Raw genomic sequence first — 16,042 nt, 5'->3', positions numbered from 1 at the left:
CATGCCTCAGCCCGAGGCCCCGAACTGCTCGACCCTGATCGTGTCGGCGCGGACGCCGGCCTCGCCCAGCAGCCGGGTGGCGAACGACGCGAAACCGACCGAGCCGCACACGTAGGCACGCTCGGCACCCTCGGCGAGGGGTGCGAGCTCCTCGAGGTACGGCGGCGCCGCGACCCGCCCGTCCAGGTTCTCCCGGGTCAGCGCCACGAAGGCCCCGCCGGCCAGCAACTCCGAGGCGTAGGGCAGATCGGCCAGGGTCCGCGCGACTGCCACGATCCTCAGACGGTCCTGCACACCCAGTCGCCGGGCATGGCGCAGCATCGAGACGATGGGCACGACACCGGACCCACCCGCGACACAGACGACGGGCTGCTCACCGGTCCAGGTGAACCAGCCCCCGATCGGGCCGCGCAGCTCGAACTCGTCGCCGACCCGCGCCTCGTCGTGGAGGAAGCCGGACACCTCACCGTCGGGCAGGCACTCGACCATGAGCTCCAGGAGAGGATCAGCGGGCTCGGAGGCCACCGAGTAGGAGCGCTGGGCGGTGTAGTCGTCGGGGGCGCGCAACCGCAGCACGTAGTGCTGGCCGGGCAGGTGGTCGACGCGCTCGGCGACGTCGAAGCGCAGTTGCACCAGCCGGTCGGTCGGACGCGACACCTCAACCAGGCGGCCGGTGGTCCAGCCGCCGGCCGGTGCGCTCACGGATCACCTTGGTAGCGCTGTTCCAGCCACGGGTCCCCCCGGTCGTGGTAGCCGTTCTGCTCCCAGAACCCGGGCCGGTCCCGGGCCATGAGCTCGAGCCGGGTCACCCACTTGGCGGACTTCCAGAAGTAGAGGTGCGGCACCAGGAGTCGCACCGGGCCACCGTGGTCGACCGGCAGCGGCTTCCCGTCGTACTCCCAGACCACCCAGGCCTTCTGATCGGTCACGTCCTCGAGCGGAAGGTTCGTGGTGTAGCCGGTCGTCGAGTGGGCCATGACGTACGCCGCCTCGGGCAGCGGTCCTGCGGCGTCCAGCAGCGTGTCGACGCTGACCCCGGCGAACGTGGTGTCGAACTTGCTCCACGTGGTGACGCAGTGAATGTCGCCGAAGAAGCTGGACGGCGGCAGCGCATGGATCTCTCGCCACGTCCAGGTCTGCGGCGACGACACCAGGCCGTCGACAGTCATGGTCCACTGCTCGGCGTCCAGGTGCGGAGTGACCTCGGCAGTCAGGGACGGCCAGTCCCTGCCGGCGTCGTACTGGCCCGGCGGCAGACGGTCGGCGCGCGCCTCGCGCTCGGCGCGCCGACGACCGGTGAACCCTCGAGTGATCGGCATGCCCCCATTGTCCCCGCAGCGTTGCGACCCGTCACGCCGGGCCGCCGGTCACTCGGAGATGACGAGGGGGATCCGCACGGAGATGCCGTTGGCTCCGCGCCAGGTGATCCAGCCGCTGTCGACCCGACGCTGGTCGGTTCCGGTGATCCGGACAGTGAACGTGCGGCTCGCCCCGGGCGCCAGGCGCACAGCCACCGGGGTGATCGACACCCGGTGGGTGCGCAGGCCCCGGGCTCGCACCGAGTAGTACATCGCGCGCGGCCCGACGTTGGTCACGGTGCGGCGCACCACCACCGCGCCGGCCACCATGATCGAGGGCAGGTTGAGGTCGCGGCCCTCGATCTCACCCGACAGGTAGCGCCGGTAGGCCGAGGGCCGAAGGTCGTAGACCAGCCCGGGCCGAGCGGCCCCCTGGGTCCGGACACGGCCGGCACCCTGGCCGAGGGAGGACTGGTCCCCCGGCAGCGTGCGGGCGGTCGTCATGAGGGCCGAACGCACCCGTGCAGGGCTCCAGCGAGGGTGCTGGGCCACCAGCACCGCAGCTTCCCCGGAGACCTGGGCGGTGGCCACCGACGTGCCCGAGTAGAGGCTCCAGTGGGTCGGCGATCCCGCGCCCGGCGGTACGGCGCCGAGTACGTCGACCCCGGTGGCTGTCAGATCCGGTTTGACCAGGTCACCGCGAGGGTCTCCGGTTGCCGACCAGCGCGTGACCCGGGCGGCGTCCCCCACGGACGGGCCGGGACGCAGGGTCGCCCTGGTCGCCGGGTGGGCTCGCAGCCGAGCGCGGAGCTGGCGCGCGTCGGCGGCGGTGAGGTGCAGGGTCGGCACCCTCTGGAAGTCGGCATGCAGGTCCGAGCCGCGTGGATTGGTGAGCACCATGCCCACGCCGTCGGCCAGGGCGACGGTGCTCGACTTGTCCACGCGGCCGATGGTGCCGCGCTCACACACGACGATGCGTCCGGCGGCCCGTCCCGCATCAAGGGAGCCGGGAAGGCACTGAGCGGCCTGGTTGCGCGTGGCGGCTGGAGCAGCGATGTCGCGGCCCTGGACGATCCCGGCGCGGACACTGCGCTGCGAGCTCATGGCGCCAGACAGCGAGCCGCCCTTCCAGGAGATGGTGCCGCCCTGGATGGGACCGGTGACCGCCCCGACCGTGGTCACCCACGGGACAGGGTGGGCTGCGTAGTGATCGCGGCCGTTGTTGCCCGCGGCGGCGGCGACGAAGACCCCGCCCTCGGTGGCGCCGAGCAGGGCTCGGTCCACGGTGTCGAGGGTGGATGCGCCAGCCACCGCGAGATTGAGCACATCCACCCCGTCGGCGGTGGCCCGGTCGATGGCGGTGACCAGGTCGGCGGTGGCGCAGCCGTCGTCGGAGGGGTCAGGGGCGCTCCAGCAGGCCTTGTAGACCGCGATCCGGGCGCTGGGCGCCGTGCCGGCGTACGCGCCGAAGGACTGCGCGCCCACGCGCACGGAGACTCCGGAGTTCCCGGCCGCGACCGAGGCGACCAAGGTGCCGTGTCCGGTGTCGTCCGCGGGCGACAGCGCGGAGGTCGAGCGCACGTTGTCCTCACCGAAGCCGTGGATGAACCAGCGCGAGCGCACCACCTTGGAACGGCCGACGGCCGGCACCGGGGTGAACAGCGGGTTGCCCTCGTCGAGCCCGGAGTCGACGATGCCGATGACGACACCCGCGCCACCCGTCGCGCGAGCAGGCGACCCGGTGGGCAGGGTGGCTCGGCTGGGGGTGGCCGCGACCCGGCGTACGGCGTTCCGCTCCACCGAGACGACCCCGGGGGTGGCGGCCAGTGCACGAGCCTGTCCCGCGGTGAGCGGCACAGCGACGCCGTTGAGCGCCGTGGTCCATCGGTAGACCGGATCTCCCGCGCCGACGGCGTCGAGCACGCGGTCCTGTCGGCTCTCGAGCACCGCGGTGTGGAACGCGCCGTTGAAGAGGCCCCGGTGGGACGACGCGCCGCCGCCCTCGAGGGTGACGAGGTAGAGCACCGGGGAGTCGGTGGCGGGGGTTGCGGGCGCAGCGAGGGTGGCGGTGGCGAGCCCGCTCGTCAGGGCAGCCGTGACGGTGGCAACGGCGCCTGCGCGCCGCAGCGATCCGACCAGCCCTGAGGGTCGCATGCGTGAACTCCCAACTCAACCGTCCCAATTGTCCCGCGAAGTGACCCATGATGACAGTCGTATCCTCGAATCGGTCAGTTCGCGGGTCCTCGTAGGCTGAGCGGGTGCCCCACGACGGACTGGTCATCGGTTTCGACCTCGACATGACGCTCATCGACACCGTGCCCGGATTCAGCGCGACCCTGGCCGCGCTGGGGGCCGAGCTCGGCGTCGACTTCCCGGTCGCAGAGATGACCGCCCGGCTGGGCCCACCGCTGGACCACCTGCTCATCGAGCACCTGCCCGAGTCGGACGTGGCTGCCGCCGGGGACCGGTTCCGGGCGCTCTACCCCGATCATGCGATCACCAGCGTGGGGGTGCTGCCGGGCGCCCACGAGGCGCTGGCCGCGGTGCGGCGTCACCACGGGCGGGTGCTCCTGGTCACCGGCAAGTTCCCGGCCAACGCCCGACGTCACGTCGAGCACCTCGGACTGGACGTGGACCGCGTCGAGGGATGGGTCTGGGGCGCAGGCAAGGCGGCCGCCCTGCGTCAGGAGAACGCCACGGTCTACGTGGGCGACCACGTGCACGACGTCGAGGGCGCCTTGGCGGCGGGCGCGGTGAGCGTCTCCGTCCTGACCGGGGGCTGCACCCGTGACGAGTTGCTGGCCGCCGGCACCCACGTGGTCCTCGACGACCTCACCCACTTCCCGGCCTGGCTCGACGCACACCTCCTCGACCTCAGGCTGGAGGTGCTGGCGCGCGACCTCCGGGCCCGTGGCAGTCTGCTCGTCGCCTTCAGTGGGGGCGCCGACAGTGCCTTCCTGCTGGCGGCCGCGGTCCGTGCCCTCGGCGCCGACCAGGTGGCCGCAGCCACGGCGTACAGCGACTCCCTGCCGCTGGTCGAGCGGGACCCGGCCCGGGACTTCGCCGCCGAGCTCGGCGTGCGGGTGCTGACCCCGACCACGCACGAGATGGACCGCGAGGGTTATCGCGCCAACGCCGGGGACCGGTGCTACTTCTGCAAGGCCGAGCTCATCGAGGTCCTCACCCCACTGGCGAGCGAGCACGGCCTGGCCCACGTGGCCACCGGCACCAACGCAGATGACGCACGGGCCGGGTTCCGCCCCGGCATCCGCGCCGCGGGCGAACGTGGCGCCATCACCCCGCTGCTCGATGCCGGGATCACCAAGGAGCAGGTGCGCGCAGCGTCGCGGGCCTGGGGCCTGCCGACCTGGGACAAGCCGGCGGCGGCCTGCCTGTCGTCCCGGGTGGCCTACGGCGTGGAGGTCACCCCCCATCGCCTGGCTCGCGTGGAGCGGGCCGAGCACGCCGTACGGGACCTCCTGCCGGGCGTCCGGGACCTGCGGGTGCGTGACCTGGGGGAGTCGGCCTCGATCGAGATCGACCCGGCGGCCCTGGCGGGCCTCGACGCGGCCACGCAGGGTGCGCTGCACGCCGCCGTACTCGAGGCTGGATTCGCCGAGGCGGCGGTGGATCCGCGAGGTTTCCGGTCGGGATCCATGAACGAGCGACTACCCGATCCGGACAGATATCGCTAACCGTTCGCGAACAGTTGCCTCGGCCACATAGGCTTGCCCACTGCACACGGCGAGGGGTCGGGTGCGTTGAGCAAGAAGAGGTCATCGCGGTGCCCAGTGGCAAGGTGAAGTGGTACGACGCCGACAAGGGATTCGGGTTCCTGTCCCAGGAGGACGGGCCCGATGTCTATGTGCGCGCCGAGGCGCTGCCTGACGGCGTCACCGCGTTGAAGAACGGCACCCGGGTCGAGTTCGGCATCGCCCAGGGCCGCAAGGGTGACCAGGCCCTGCAGGTCCGCGTCCTCGATGCCCCGCCGAGCGTGGCGCGGGCCCAGCGGGCCGCTAGCCGTCCGCCCAAGAAGAAGCCCGAGGAGATGGTCTCCATCGTGGAGGACCTGATCCGTCTGCTCGACGGCATCGGTGAGGGCTACCGCCGTGGACACGCTCCCGACTCCAAGATGGCCGCTCCCGTCTCCAAGCTGCTGCGGGCGCTGGCTGACGAGCTCGACAGCTGAGAGCTGGAGTTTCATCAAGGGATGCAGGTGAACCTGCCTGATCTGTCACCTGACCCTAGGTGAAACAGCACTTCCCTCGGTGAATTCACCGTGGGAGGGGGAGGTTGGCCTGCATCCCTTGATGAACCAACCCCGGAACCATCCCGAGCTGAACGACCGTACTGACTCGAGGACTACGTCGAGCGTCGGGCGGGTCGACGTGCGCTCAACACCAGCACCAGCCACGCGATCAGCACCGCGGCGGCCACGCCGAGGCCCAGGCGGGGGTTCAACGGCATGGCGATGCCCACGAAGCCGCCGATGACCCACGCCATCTGCAGCACGGTGTCGGAGCGCGCGAAGGCGCTGGTCTGCACGCGTTCGGGCACGTGGGCCTGGATGGTGGAGTCGAGGCTGAGCTTGGCCAGGGACTGGGCCAGGCCGGCCACGAACCCCAGGAGCCCGACGGTGAGCACGCTGTAGAAGAGCGCGGCGACCAGGGACATCGAGGCACCGGCCGCCACCGCCAGCACCACGGTGATGGCCGGGTTGAGCTTGCGCAGCAGGGAGCCCAGCGCGATGCCGAGGGTGTTGCCGACCCCGGCACCACCGATGACGACGGCCAACAGCGCCGTGGTGCTCCAGTCGCCGATCGGGTTCTCCCGCAACAGGAAGGCCATGAACATCGTCAGGAACCCCGAGAGCCAGCGCGGACCGCAGTTGGCGCGCAGGGCGTGGGCGACCGGGGCCGGCATCCCGAAGCGGCGCTTGGTGCCTTCGGCCGAGCGTGGACGCAGCGACATCTGCTTCTCGCCGTGGCTGGAGTCCACCCGTGAGGGGAGCAGGATCGCCAGGATGGTGGCGACCACGAACAGCAGGAACGCGTAGCGCAGCGACCACTCCGGACCGATCGAGGCCGCGAGCGCTGCGATCGGTGCAGAGATCCCGGCGCCGACGATGCCGGCCAGGGACGTGCGGGCGTTGGCCTTCACCAGCGTCAGGTCCCGCGGGAGCAGGCGGGGTACGGCGGCCGAACGGGTGACGCCGTACGCCTTCGACGCCACGAGTACGCCGAGCGCGGCCGGGAACATCCATGTCGACTCGTCGACGACGGCCGTGGCCAGCACCCACACCAGGAACGCCCGGATGGCCATCGTGGCGCCGATCGCCCAGCGGCGCCCGTGGCTGAAGCGGTCCAGGAACGGCCCGATGAGGGGTGCGACGATGGCGAACGGCAGCATCGTCAGGCCCAGGAACAGGGCAACCTGCCCGCGGGCCTCGCCGGTGGGGACCTGGAAGAACAGGGTGCCGGCCAGCGAGATCGCCACGGCGGCGTCGCCGGCGGCGTTGAACGCGTGCAGCTCGATGAGCCGCGACAGACCGGAGTCGCCCGCCCCCTCCGCGTGCGAGGCCCGGCGGGCCTGGCGCACCGAGTAGGCGCCGAAGCGGGCCGTGCCGCGAGCCATGGCTTTGGCCCCCTTGGCCGTGGCTTGAGCGCTCTTGCGGGCGGTCCCGGCGGCCTTGGCGCCCTTCGAGGTGTCCTCGAAACCGGCGCCGCTCCCCGGTTCGTCTGGATGGGGGTCGCGCCACCGCTGCTCCTCCCGGGAGGGGCGAGGGGGAGGTGAGGCGCTCATGGCTCCATCCTGCCTCAGGTCTCGTGAGGCGTGCCCTAGACTCGGCCGCGTGATGGCCACTGCTCTGAAGCCCGACGCGACCCTGACCAAGGCTGTCGAGGTTGCTCACGCCGCTCTTCTCGAGCAGGCGTCGCCCGACCAGGTGGGTGAACACCTCGGGTGCGTGGCCGAGGGCGAACGCGTCGTGACCCACCTGTTCGCCTGCACCATGCCCGGCTACCGCGGTTGGCGCTGGTCGGTGACCGTGACCCGGGCCACCCGTCAGAAGCAGGCGACCGTCGACGAGGTGGTGCTGATCCCGGGTGACGAGGCGATCGTCGCCCCGCAGTGGGTGCCCTACCGCGAGCGCATCCAGCCCGGGGACCTGTCGCCCGGCGACCTGCTCCCCGTCGAGGACGGCGACCCGCGGTTGGTGCCGACGTACTCCTTCGGCGATGACGACCTCACTGCCGACGAGCGGGCCCAGGTCAAGGCGGTCGCCACCGAGCTCTACCTCGGACGGGTCCGGACGTTGTCCCTGGAGGGTCGCGACCTGGCGGCCCAGCGCTGGTACGACGGCGAGGGCGGCCCCGACAACCCGCTCGCCCAGTCCGCTCCCGCGTCCTGCACCAGCTGCGGCTTCCTGGTCCGGCTGGCCGGTTCCCTGTCGGAGATGTTCGGGGTCTGCGCCAACGGCAGCGCCAACGACGACGGCAAGGTCGTCTCCCTCGATCACGGTTGCGGGGCCCACTCGGAGGTGCAGTTCGGCAAGCAGCAGCTGCCTGAGCCGTTGCCCGAGCATGTCTTCGACACGCTGACGATCGACGAGATCGAGCGGTTCTGACTCAGATCCTGCTCGAGTGCAGGATCCTGTCGACCTCGATCCGCAGCGCGACGCGGGCCGGGTTCTCGCGGGGCGTGCGGTAGCGCTCGGCGTACTTCTCGACCGCGCGGCGCACCGATTCCGGGTCGTCGAGAACCGTGGCGCGGCCCTCGATCGTCGACCACCGGCCACCGTCGACCTGACAGGCCGCCACGTGCGGATTGGACCCCTCGGCTGCCAACAGCCGGGCCTTGTACGACGTCCCCGAGGTGATCACCCAGGCGCATTCGCGCTCGACGTCGATCGTGACCCCCACCGGCACCAGGTGCGGTCGCCCGTCGGGACGCACCGAACTGAGGGTGCACAGGTGCCGCTCGGTCCAGAAGGCCAGCAGGTCACCGGGAAAGGCAGCCCAGTCGGGCCGGATCGACGTCACGATGCCGAGGGTAGCGTTGCTGGCATGACTTCCCTGCCCCTGCGGCTCGCCCGTGGCCTCGACACCGTGCTCGACCGCACCGTCGCCCCCGGCTACACCCGGATAGGGCCGGCGATCCGTCGTCGGCTGCCCACGTGGCCGGCCGACCCCGAGCCGGGTGCGCTCGCGGGCAAGGTGGCTGCGGTGACCGGCGCGACCTCGGGCCTGGGCGTCGCCACGGCGCAGGGCCTGGCCAAGCTGGGAGCCCAGGTACGCCTCGTGGTCCGTGATGTCGACAAGGGCGAACGGGTCCGCGCCGAGATGCTGCGCCGCCTGCCCGGGGCCGACATCGTGGTCGACCGCTGCGACCTGGCCGACCTCGACGACGTACGCCGCTTCGCCGCTGAGTTCGGGCCCCACCGGCTCGATGTCCTGGTCCACAACGCCGGTGTCATGCCCGCCACTCGCACCGAGTCACCCCAGGGTCACGAGATGACCATGGCGCTGCACGTGCTCTCGCCGATCCTGATGACCGAACTGCTCAGGCGCCGGCTGCACGGGCACGACGCCCGGGTGATCCTGGTGACCAGTGGCGGGATGTACAGCCAGGTGCTGCGTGCCGACGACCCCGAGTTCCTTGACGGCACCTACTCCGGGACCACCGCCTACGCCCGGAGCAAGCGCGCTCAGGTCGAACTGCTGCCGGTGCTCGACGCCCACTGGTCCTCTGACGGCATCGGGGTCAACGCCACCCACCCGGGCTGGGCTGACACCCCCGGGGTGGTCGACTCGCTGCCCACCTTCCACAAGCTCACCGGACCGTTCCTCCGCGACGCCGAGGGCGGCGCGGACACGACGGTGTGGCTGGCCGCGACGATGCCTTCGCCGGACACCGGCGAGCTGTGGCACGACCGTCGGGTGCGCCCGACCCACCTGCTGCGCCGCACCCGCACCGGCGACGCGGAGCGTGAGCTCATGTGGGACTGGGTGCGCGCGCAGATCGGGACGTCGTAGCCTCTGGCTGCCCCGACGGCCCCGCTGTGATGACGTCCAGAGGCGAGCGGGCGGACGGTCAGGAGGCGCGGCGCGATCCGCGACCGCTGCGCGCCTTCTTGCGTCGCCGGCAGTACTCGAGCCCGAAGAGGCCGAGCCCGAAGCCGGCCAGGCAGGTCCACAGCCACCAGGTGTGTCCATCGTCGGCGAGCCGGCCGTAGAAGGGCAGCAGGGCCAGGAATCCGAGCAGCCACAGTGCCGTGCCGACCTCGGTCGTGCGAATGCCGTCGACGTCGAGGGGCTCGACGTCGGCAACGATGTAGGTGCGGTTGCCGATCTCGTGCTGCATCGGCTGCTCGTCGCGGAATTCCATCATGGGCAACCTACACGCCGACCTGTCGCAGATGTACACGCAGAACGCGCTGACCTGTCGCAGATGTGCAGACCAGGGTGTACATCTGCGACAGGTCAGGGATTTGATTAGCAAGGGTAATGACCTAGACTAAGGACATGCCCACTGTGGAGAAGGTGTCGAGGAGCGATGCCGGTCTCGCGTCGGAGTTGCGGTTGTCGGTCATGCGCCTGCGCAGGCGGCTGGCCTCGGAGCAGCACCCGGACAACGAGCTGAGCCTGGGTCAGATGGCCGTGCTCGGCTACCTGTTCCGCCACGGCGAGCTGAGCGTCGGTGAGCTCGCCCAGGCCGAGCACGTGCAACCACCCTCCATGACGCGCACCATCAACTGCCTGGCCGAGGCCGGCTACGTGACCCGTCGCAAGCACGCCACCGATGGCCGGCAGGTCGTCGTCGTACTCAGTGAAGCTGGTCGAGAGCACGTGATCGCCGACCGCGCCCGGCGCGACGCGTGGCTGGCCCAGCAGCTGCGCACCCTGACTCCTGATGAACGGGCCGCCCTGAGGGCGGCCGCACCGATCCTCGAAAGACTGGCACAGGCTTGAGCCCCACCTTCTCCTCCCTCTCCAACTCCAACTACCGCCGCTATGCCGCCGGCGGTGTGGTGTCCAACGTGGGCACCTGGATGCAGCGCGTCGCCCAGGACTGGATGGTCCTGCAGCTCACCGGGAACAGCGGGGCGGCCATCGGCATCACCACGGGGCTGCAGTTCCTGCCGTTCCTGCTGCTCTCGCCGTTCGCCGGCGTCGTGGCCGACCGGATCCCCAAACGCCGCCTGCTCCAGCTGACCAACCTGGGCATGGCCGTGCCGGCCCTGATCCTGGGGCTCCTGGCGGTCACCGGCAACGCCCACATCTGGCACGTCTACGTCCTGGCCCTGATGCTCGGAGTGGCCTCCGCCTTCGACGCCCCGGCCCGACAGTCGTTCGTCTCCGAGATCGTCGACAAGGACGACCTCACCAACGCGGTGGGCCTCAACTCGGCCAGCTTCAACGCCGCGCGCATCGTCGGCCCGGCCCTCGCGGGGCTCCTGATCGCAGCTCTGGGCGGAGGGGTGGTCGCCACCGGCTACGTCATCCTGGTCAACTCCTTCTCCTACATCGCGCCGATCACGATGCTGCGCCGCCTCGACGAGCGGCTGCTGCACAGCCCGGACCTGGTGATCCGCGAGCCCGGCCAGATCCGCGCCGGTGTCGCCTACGTGCGAGGGCGCCCCGACCTCATGCTGATGCTGGCGATCGTGTTCTTCACCGGCACCTTCGGCCTCAACTTCCAGATGACCTCAGCGCTGATGGCCACCCAGGTCTTCGACAAGGGACCGACCGAGTACGGCCTCCTCGGCACCTTCATGGCGGTCGGCTCGCTGACCGGCTCGCTCATCGCAGCGCGCCGCGAACGAGTCCGCCAGCGCCTGGTGATCGGGGCCGCCCTGGCCTTCGGCACCCTGGAGATGATCTCCGGGCTGATGCCGACCTACACCTGGTTCGCGCTCATGACCCCGCTCCTGGGCATCACCGCCCTGACGATGATCACGGCGGCCAACGCCTTCGTGCAGGTGTCCACCGACGCGGGGATGCGCGGTCGTGTCATGGCGCTCTACATGATGATCTTCATCGGCGGTACGCCGCTGGGAGCACCGCTGATCGGCTGGATCGGCGAGCAGTACGGCGCCCGCTGGACGCTGCTGCTGGGCGGTTTCATGACAGTTGTGGGGGTCGGCGTGGCCACGCTGGTGTTCGCGCGGGCTCGGGGCGTTTTGACCCCCGATCAGCGAGCCGGTAATCTCGTACCTCGTGTCTGGCACAACCAGACTGTTGCGCGTGCTCGGAAGTAGCCAGCGGCCCTGACCGCCCGGTTTCCAGCACAACCAGCCTCCGCCATGGATCTTGGTCCATGGCTGTGCGCGCACCAAGCAGACACACCGCACTAGCAGTCCATCGTGCCCGGCAGAGTGCCAGGTTCTGAGAGAAAAACGAAGGGGAACCACCCGGTGCCCACGATTAACCAACTGGTCCGCAAGGGCCGCCAGGACAAGGTGTCCAAGAGCAAGACGCCTGCCCTGAAGGGTTCGCCCCAGCGACGCGGTGTCTGCACCCGCGTCTACACCACCACTCCGAAGAAGCCGAACTCCGCCCTGCGCAAGGTCGCCCGTGTGCGCCTGTCCAGCGGCGTCGAGGTCACTGCCTACATCCCGGGTGTCGGTCACAACCTGCAGGAGCACTCCATCGTGCTCGTCCGCGGGGGTCGCGTGAAGGACCTGCCCGGCGTTCGCTACAAGATCATTCGCGGTTCGCTCGACACCCAGGGTGTCAAGAACCGCAAGCAGGCCCGCAGCCGTTACGGCGCGAAGAAGGAGAAGAGCTAATGCCACGCAAGGGTCCCGCCCCGAAGCGTCCGATCGACGTCGACCCGGTCTACGGTTCGCCGCTCGTCTCCCAGCTGGTCAGCAAGGTCCTGCAGGACGGCAAGAAGCAGGTTGCCCAGCGCATCGTCTACACCGCTCTCGAGGGTTGCCGCGAGAAGACCGGCACCGACCCCGTGGTCACGCTCAAGCGTGGCCTGGACAACGTGAAGCCGGCCATCGAGGTCAAGTCCCGCCGTGTCGGTGGCGCGACCTACCAGGTGCCGATCGAGGTCAAGCCGGGCCGCAGCACCACGCTGGCCCTGCGCTGGCTGGTGGGCTACGCCGCCCAGCGTCGTGAGAAGACCATGGCCGAGCGCCTGATGAACGAGATCCTGGACGCCAGCAATGGTCTGGGCGCCGCGGTCAAGAAGCGCGAAGACACCCACAAGATGGCTGAGTCCAACAAGGCCTTCGCGCACTACCGCTGGTAATCCACCCGAAATCTTCCTGAGGAGACATCACTTCAGTGGCTGTCGACATCACCACCGACCTCAACAAGGTCCGCAACATCGGCATCATGGCGCACATCGACGCCGGCAAGACCACCACCACCGAGCGCATCCTCTTCTACACCGGCATCACCTACAAGATCGGTGAAGTCCACGAGGGTGCAGCCACGATGGACTGGATGGAGCAGGAGCAGGAGCGCGGCATCACCATCACGTCGGCCGCGACGACCTGCTGGTGGAAGGACCACCAGATCAACATCATCGACACCCCTGGACACGTGGACTTCACTGCCGAGGTCGAGCGCTCGCTGCGCGTCCTCGACGGCGCCGTCGCCGTGTTCGACGGAGTGGCGGGCGTCGAGCCCCAGACGATGACGGTCTGGCGCCAGGCCAACAAGTACTCCGTCCCGCGGATGTGCTTCGTCAACAAGCTCGACCGCACCGGAGCGGACTTCTTCCGTTGCGTCGACATGATGGTCGAGCGCCTCAACTCCACCCCGCTCGTGCTGCAGATCCCGATCGGTGCCGAGGGCGACTTCCTCGGTGTCGTCGACCTCGTCGGCATGCGTGCCCTGACCTGGCGTGGCGAGACCACGATGGGTGAGGACTACACCATCGAGGAGATCCCGGCAGAGCTGGCCGAGCAGGCTGCGGAATACCGCGAGAAGCTGCTCGAGACGCTCTCCGAGGCCGACGACGAGATCATGGAGAAGTTCCTCGACGAGGGCACCTTCGAGGTCGCCGAGCTCGAGGCTGCGATCCGTCGCGCCACCCTGGCCGACAAGATCAACCCGGTCCTGTGCGGCACCGCGTTCAAGAACAAGGGCGTCCAGCCCCTGCTCGACGCCGTGGTCCGCTACCTCCCCTCGCCGCTCGACATCGACGCCATCAAGGGTCACGCGGTCAACGACGAGGAGAAGGAGATCGACCGTCAGCCATCCGACGACGAGCCGTTCTCCGGTCTGGCCTACAAGATCGCCTCCGACCCGCACCTGGGCAAGCTGATCTACGTCCGCGTCTACTCCGGCAAGCTGGCCGCAGGCGCGAGCGTGCTCAACTCGGTCACCGGCCGCAAGGAGCGGATCGGCAAGGTCTACCAGATGCACGCCAACAAGCGTGAGGAGATCGCGTCGGTCGGTGCCGGACAGATCGTGGCCGTGATGGGTCTCAAGGAGACCAAGACCGGCCACACCCTGTGCGACATCCAGCACCCCGTCGTACTGGAGTCGATGAGCTTCCCGGCCCCGGTGATCGAGGTCGCGATCGAGCCCAAGACCAAGAGCGACCAGGAGAAGCTGGGTCTCGCGATCCAGCGCCTGTCCGACGAGGACCCGACCTTCACGGTCAAGTCCGACGAGGAGACCGGCCAGACCATCATCGCCGGGATGGGCGAGCTCCACCTGGAGATCCTCGTCGACCGGATGAAGCGCGAGTTCCGCGTCGAGGCCACCGTCGGCAAGCCGCAGGTGGCCTACCGCGAGACGATCCGCAACGAGGTCAAGAACCACAGCTACACGCACAAGAAGCAGACCGGTGGTTCGGGGCAGTTCGCCAAGGTCGTCATCTCGCTGGGCCCCAACATCGACCCCGAGACGGGCACCGGTGCCGGCTACGAGTTCATCAACAACGTCTCCGGTGGCCGCGTGCCCCGCGAGTACATCCCGTCGGTGGACCAGGGCGGCCAGGCGGCCATGGAGTTCGGCGTCCTCGCCGGCTACCCGATGGTGGACGTCAAGTTCACCCTCGAGGACGGCGCCTACCACGATGTCGACTCCTCCGAGCTCGCCTTCAAGATCGCCGGCAACGCGGCGTTCAAGGAAGCGGCCCGCAAGGCGCGACCGGTCCTGCTGGAGCCCATGTTCGCGGTCGAGGTCATCATGCCCGAGGCCTACATGGGTGACGTGATCGGCGACATCAACAGCCGTCGCGGCCAGATCCAGGCCATGGACGAGCGTCACGGGGACCGCGTGGTCAACGCGCTCGTGCCGCTTTCAGAGATGTTCGGGTACGTTGGCGACCTGAGGTCGAAGACCTCCGGTCAGGCGTCGTACTCGATGGAGTTCGACTCGTACGCTGAGGTTCCCCAGAACGTCGCCGACGAGATCATCAAGAAGGTTCGCGGCGAGTAGCATTCGCGTGCCCTCGGCAGTTCAGCAAGTCCCATACGAGTCAGTCAGAGTAGAACCACACACAGGAGGAGCCCACCGTGGCTAAGGCGAAGTTCGAGCGGACCAAGCCGCACGTCAACATCGGCACCATCGGTCACATCGACCACGGCAAGACGACCTTGACCGCGGCGATCACCAAGGTGCTGCACGACGCGTACCCGACCCTCAACGAGGCGTCGGCATTCGACCAGATCGACAAGGCGCCTGAAGAGCGTCAGCGCGGGATCACGATCTCGATCGCGCACGTCGAGTACCAGACCGAGGCGCGCCACTACGCGCACGTCGACTGCCCTGGTCACGCCGACTACATCAAGAACATGATCACCGGTGCGGCCCAGATGGACGGCGCGATCCTCGTGGTCGCCGCCACCGATGGTCCGATGCCGCAGACGCGTGAGCACGTGCTGCTCGCCCGCCAGGTCGGCGTGCCGGCCCTGGTCGTGGCGCTCAACAAGTGCGACATGGTCGACGACGAGGAGCTCATCGAGCTCGTCGAGATGGAGGTGCGCGAGCTCCTCTCCGAGTACGAGTTCGACGGCGACAACATCCCCGTCGTCCGCGTGGCTGCCTTCCCGGCGCTGCAGGGTGACGCCAAGTGGGGCGAGTCGGTCCTCGAGCTGATGAAGGCTGTCGACGAGGCCATCCCGACCCCGGCCCGCGAGACCGAGAAGCCCTTCCTCATGCCCGTCGAGGACGTCTTCACGATCACTGGTCGTGGCACGGTCATCACCGGTCGTATCGAGCGCGGCATCGTCAAGGTCAACGAGGAGGTCGAGATCATCGGCATCCGCGAGAAGTCGCAGAAGTCGACCGTGACCGGTGTCGAGATGTTCCGCAAGCTGCTCGACGAGGGTCAGGCCGGCGAGAACGTCGGGCTGCTGCTTCGTGGCACCAAGCGCGAGGACATCGAGCGCGGCATGGTCGTCATCAAGCCGGGCACCACCACCCCGCACACCAACTTCGACGCGAACGTCTACATCCTGTCGAAGGAGGAGGGTGGCCGTCACACGCCGTTCTTCAACAACTACCGCCCGCAGTTCTACTTCCGTACCACGGACGTGACCGGTGTCGTGACCCTCCCCGAGGGCACCGAGATGGTCATGCCCGGCGACAACACGGAAATGGCCGTTGAGCTGATCCAGCCCATCGCCATGGAAGAGGGCCTGCGTTTCGCGATCCGTGAGGGTGGCCGCACCGTCGGCGCCGGTCGGGTCACCAAGATCACCAAGTGATGTAGTCCGTCGCTGGTCGAGCTTGTCGAGACCACTGCAACGCCCCCCGAACCGCAAGGTTCGGGGG

Annotated in this window: 16 protein-coding genes; 10 read left to right on the top strand and 6 right to left on the bottom strand. The window is 69.2% G+C overall.

Annotation, left to right across the window (positions count from 1 at the left end):
• Window positions 1–6: 6 nt before the first annotated feature.
• Genes AB7I40_RS12685 through AB7I40_RS12675 form a run of 3 tightly spaced genes read right to left on the bottom strand, consistent with a single transcriptional unit; the run spans window position 7 to window position 3,452 of the window.
• Window positions 7–702, bottom strand: a complete 696-nt coding sequence (locus AB7I40_RS12685; RefSeq protein WP_428344765.1) for an FAD-binding oxidoreductase — start codon at window positions 700–702, stop codon at window positions 7–9.
• Window positions 699–1,319 carry a sulfite oxidase-like oxidoreductase gene (locus AB7I40_RS12680; RefSeq protein ID WP_428344764.1) on the bottom strand — a complete coding sequence of 207 codons (621 nt, stop codon included), beginning with the start codon at window positions 1,317–1,319 and terminating at the stop codon, window positions 699–701. The genes AB7I40_RS12685 and AB7I40_RS12680 overlap by 4 nt, the downstream gene beginning before the upstream one ends.
• Before the next feature lie 48 nt (window positions 1,320–1,367).
• Window positions 1,368–3,452 (bottom strand): S8 family serine peptidase, encoded by a 2,085-nt coding sequence (locus tag AB7I40_RS12675; protein WP_428344763.1) that lies wholly within the window; start codon window positions 3,450–3,452, stop codon window positions 1,368–1,370.
• A gap of 104 nt (window positions 3,453–3,556) precedes the next feature.
• On the opposite strand from AB7I40_RS12675, the gene larE reads away from it, so the two are divergent.
• On the top strand, window positions 3,557–4,993 hold the full coding sequence (gene larE, locus AB7I40_RS12670) for an ATP-dependent sacrificial sulfur transferase LarE (protein ID WP_428344762.1): 1,437 nt from the start codon (window positions 3,557–3,559) through the stop codon (window positions 4,991–4,993).
• Between the two features lie 89 nt (window positions 4,994–5,082).
• Window positions 5,083–5,487, top strand: a complete 405-nt coding sequence (locus AB7I40_RS12665) for a cold-shock protein (RefSeq protein ID WP_428344761.1) — start codon at window positions 5,083–5,085, stop codon at window positions 5,485–5,487.
• Between the two features lie 173 nt (window positions 5,488–5,660).
• On the opposite strand, the gene AB7I40_RS12660 is transcribed toward AB7I40_RS12665, so the two are convergent.
• On the bottom strand, window positions 5,661–7,100 hold the full coding sequence (locus tag AB7I40_RS12660) for an MFS transporter (protein ID WP_428344760.1): 1,440 nt from the start codon (window positions 7,098–7,100) through the stop codon (window positions 5,661–5,663).
• A 52-nt stretch (window positions 7,101–7,152) separates the two neighbouring features.
• Between AB7I40_RS12660 and AB7I40_RS12655 the strand changes: the two genes are divergently transcribed.
• Window positions 7,153–7,923: a DUF3027 domain-containing protein gene (locus AB7I40_RS12655; RefSeq protein WP_428344759.1), complete on the top strand. Its 771-nt coding sequence runs from the start codon at window positions 7,153–7,155 to the stop codon at window positions 7,921–7,923.
• A gap of 1 nt (window position 7,924) precedes the next feature.
• On the opposite strand, the gene AB7I40_RS12650 is transcribed toward AB7I40_RS12655, so the two are convergent.
• Entirely contained in the window at window positions 7,925–8,338 is a 414-nt protein-coding gene (locus tag AB7I40_RS12650; RefSeq protein ID WP_428344758.1) for a pyridoxamine 5'-phosphate oxidase family protein, read from the bottom strand.
• A gap of 24 nt (window positions 8,339–8,362) precedes the next feature.
• On the opposite strand from AB7I40_RS12650, the gene AB7I40_RS12645 reads away from it, so the two are divergent.
• Window positions 8,363–9,331 (top strand): SDR family NAD(P)-dependent oxidoreductase, encoded by a 969-nt coding sequence (locus AB7I40_RS12645; RefSeq protein ID WP_428344757.1) that lies wholly within the window; start codon window positions 8,363–8,365, stop codon window positions 9,329–9,331.
• 58 nt (window positions 9,332–9,389) lie between these two features.
• Here the strand turns inward: AB7I40_RS12645 and AB7I40_RS12640 are convergent, their stop codons facing one another.
• On the bottom strand, window positions 9,390–9,683 hold the full coding sequence (locus AB7I40_RS12640; protein ID WP_428344756.1) for a DUF2530 domain-containing protein: 294 nt from the start codon (window positions 9,681–9,683) through the stop codon (window positions 9,390–9,392).
• Between the two features lie 137 nt (window positions 9,684–9,820).
• On the opposite strand from AB7I40_RS12640, the gene AB7I40_RS12635 reads away from it, so the two are divergent.
• The 6 genes from AB7I40_RS12635 (at window position 9,821) to tuf (ending at window position 15,975) form a co-directional block, all read left to right on the top strand.
• On the top strand, window positions 9,821–10,267 hold the full coding sequence (locus AB7I40_RS12635; protein WP_428344755.1) for a MarR family winged helix-turn-helix transcriptional regulator: 447 nt from the start codon (window positions 9,821–9,823) through the stop codon (window positions 10,265–10,267).
• Entirely contained in the window at window positions 10,264–11,556 is a 1,293-nt protein-coding gene (locus AB7I40_RS12630; RefSeq protein ID WP_428344754.1) for an MFS transporter, read from the top strand. Before AB7I40_RS12635 ends, AB7I40_RS12630 begins: the two co-directional genes overlap by 4 nt.
• 156 nt (window positions 11,557–11,712) lie before the next feature.
• On the top strand, window positions 11,713–12,087 hold the full coding sequence (gene rpsL, locus AB7I40_RS12625; protein ID WP_428344753.1) for a 30S ribosomal protein S12: 375 nt from the start codon (window positions 11,713–11,715) through the stop codon (window positions 12,085–12,087).
• Window positions 12,087–12,557 (top strand): 30S ribosomal protein S7, encoded by a 471-nt coding sequence (gene rpsG / locus AB7I40_RS12620; protein WP_428344752.1) that lies wholly within the window; start codon window positions 12,087–12,089, stop codon window positions 12,555–12,557. Before rpsL ends, rpsG begins: the two co-directional genes overlap by 1 nt.
• 35 nt (window positions 12,558–12,592) lie before the next feature.
• A complete protein-coding gene (gene fusA, locus AB7I40_RS12615) occupies window positions 12,593–14,704 on the top strand; it encodes an elongation factor G (RefSeq protein ID WP_428344751.1) in 2,112 nt (703 codons plus the stop codon).
• Window positions 14,705–14,781: 77 nt separating this feature from the next.
• Entirely contained in the window at window positions 14,782–15,975 is a 1,194-nt protein-coding gene (tuf, locus tag AB7I40_RS12610; protein ID WP_428344750.1) for an elongation factor Tu, read from the top strand.
• Window positions 15,976–16,042: the final 67 nt, after the last annotated feature.

It is taken from the genome of Nocardioides sp. (assembly GCF_050246775.1).
In the GTDB taxonomy this organism is placed as follows: Bacteria; Actinomycetota; Actinomycetes; order Propionibacteriales; family Nocardioidaceae; genus Nocardioides.
Note: the sequence above shows the minus strand (reverse complement) of the source record. Positions and strands in the feature narration are given on the sequence as shown.

What these genes read in the sequence shown, in the direction of transcription:
- AB7I40_RS12675 (WP_428344763.1), bottom strand. Translation starts at nt 3,452, where the DNA reads ATGCGACCCTCAGGGCTGGTCGGATCGCTGCGGCGCGCAGGCGCCGTT.
- AB7I40_RS12655 (WP_428344759.1), top strand. Translation starts at nt 7,153, where the DNA reads ATGGCCACTGCTCTGAAGCCCGACGCGACCCTGACCAAGGCTGTCGAG.
- AB7I40_RS12680 (WP_428344764.1), bottom strand. Translation starts at nt 1,319, where the DNA reads ATGCCGATCACTCGAGGGTTCACCGGTCGTCGGCGCGCCGAGCGCGAG.
- AB7I40_RS12635 (WP_428344755.1), top strand. Translation starts at nt 9,821, where the DNA reads ATGCCCACTGTGGAGAAGGTGTCGAGGAGCGATGCCGGTCTCGCGTCG.
- AB7I40_RS12645 (WP_428344757.1), top strand. Translation starts at nt 8,363, where the DNA reads ATGACTTCCCTGCCCCTGCGGCTCGCCCGTGGCCTCGACACCGTGCTC.
- rpsG (WP_428344752.1), top strand. Translation starts at nt 12,087, where the DNA reads ATGCCACGCAAGGGTCCCGCCCCGAAGCGTCCGATCGACGTCGACCCG.
- AB7I40_RS12660 (WP_428344760.1), bottom strand. Translation starts at nt 7,100, where the DNA reads ATGAGCGCCTCACCTCCCCCTCGCCCCTCCCGGGAGGAGCAGCGGTGG.
- AB7I40_RS12640 (WP_428344756.1), bottom strand. Translation starts at nt 9,683, where the DNA reads ATGGAATTCCGCGACGAGCAGCCGATGCAGCACGAGATCGGCAACCGC.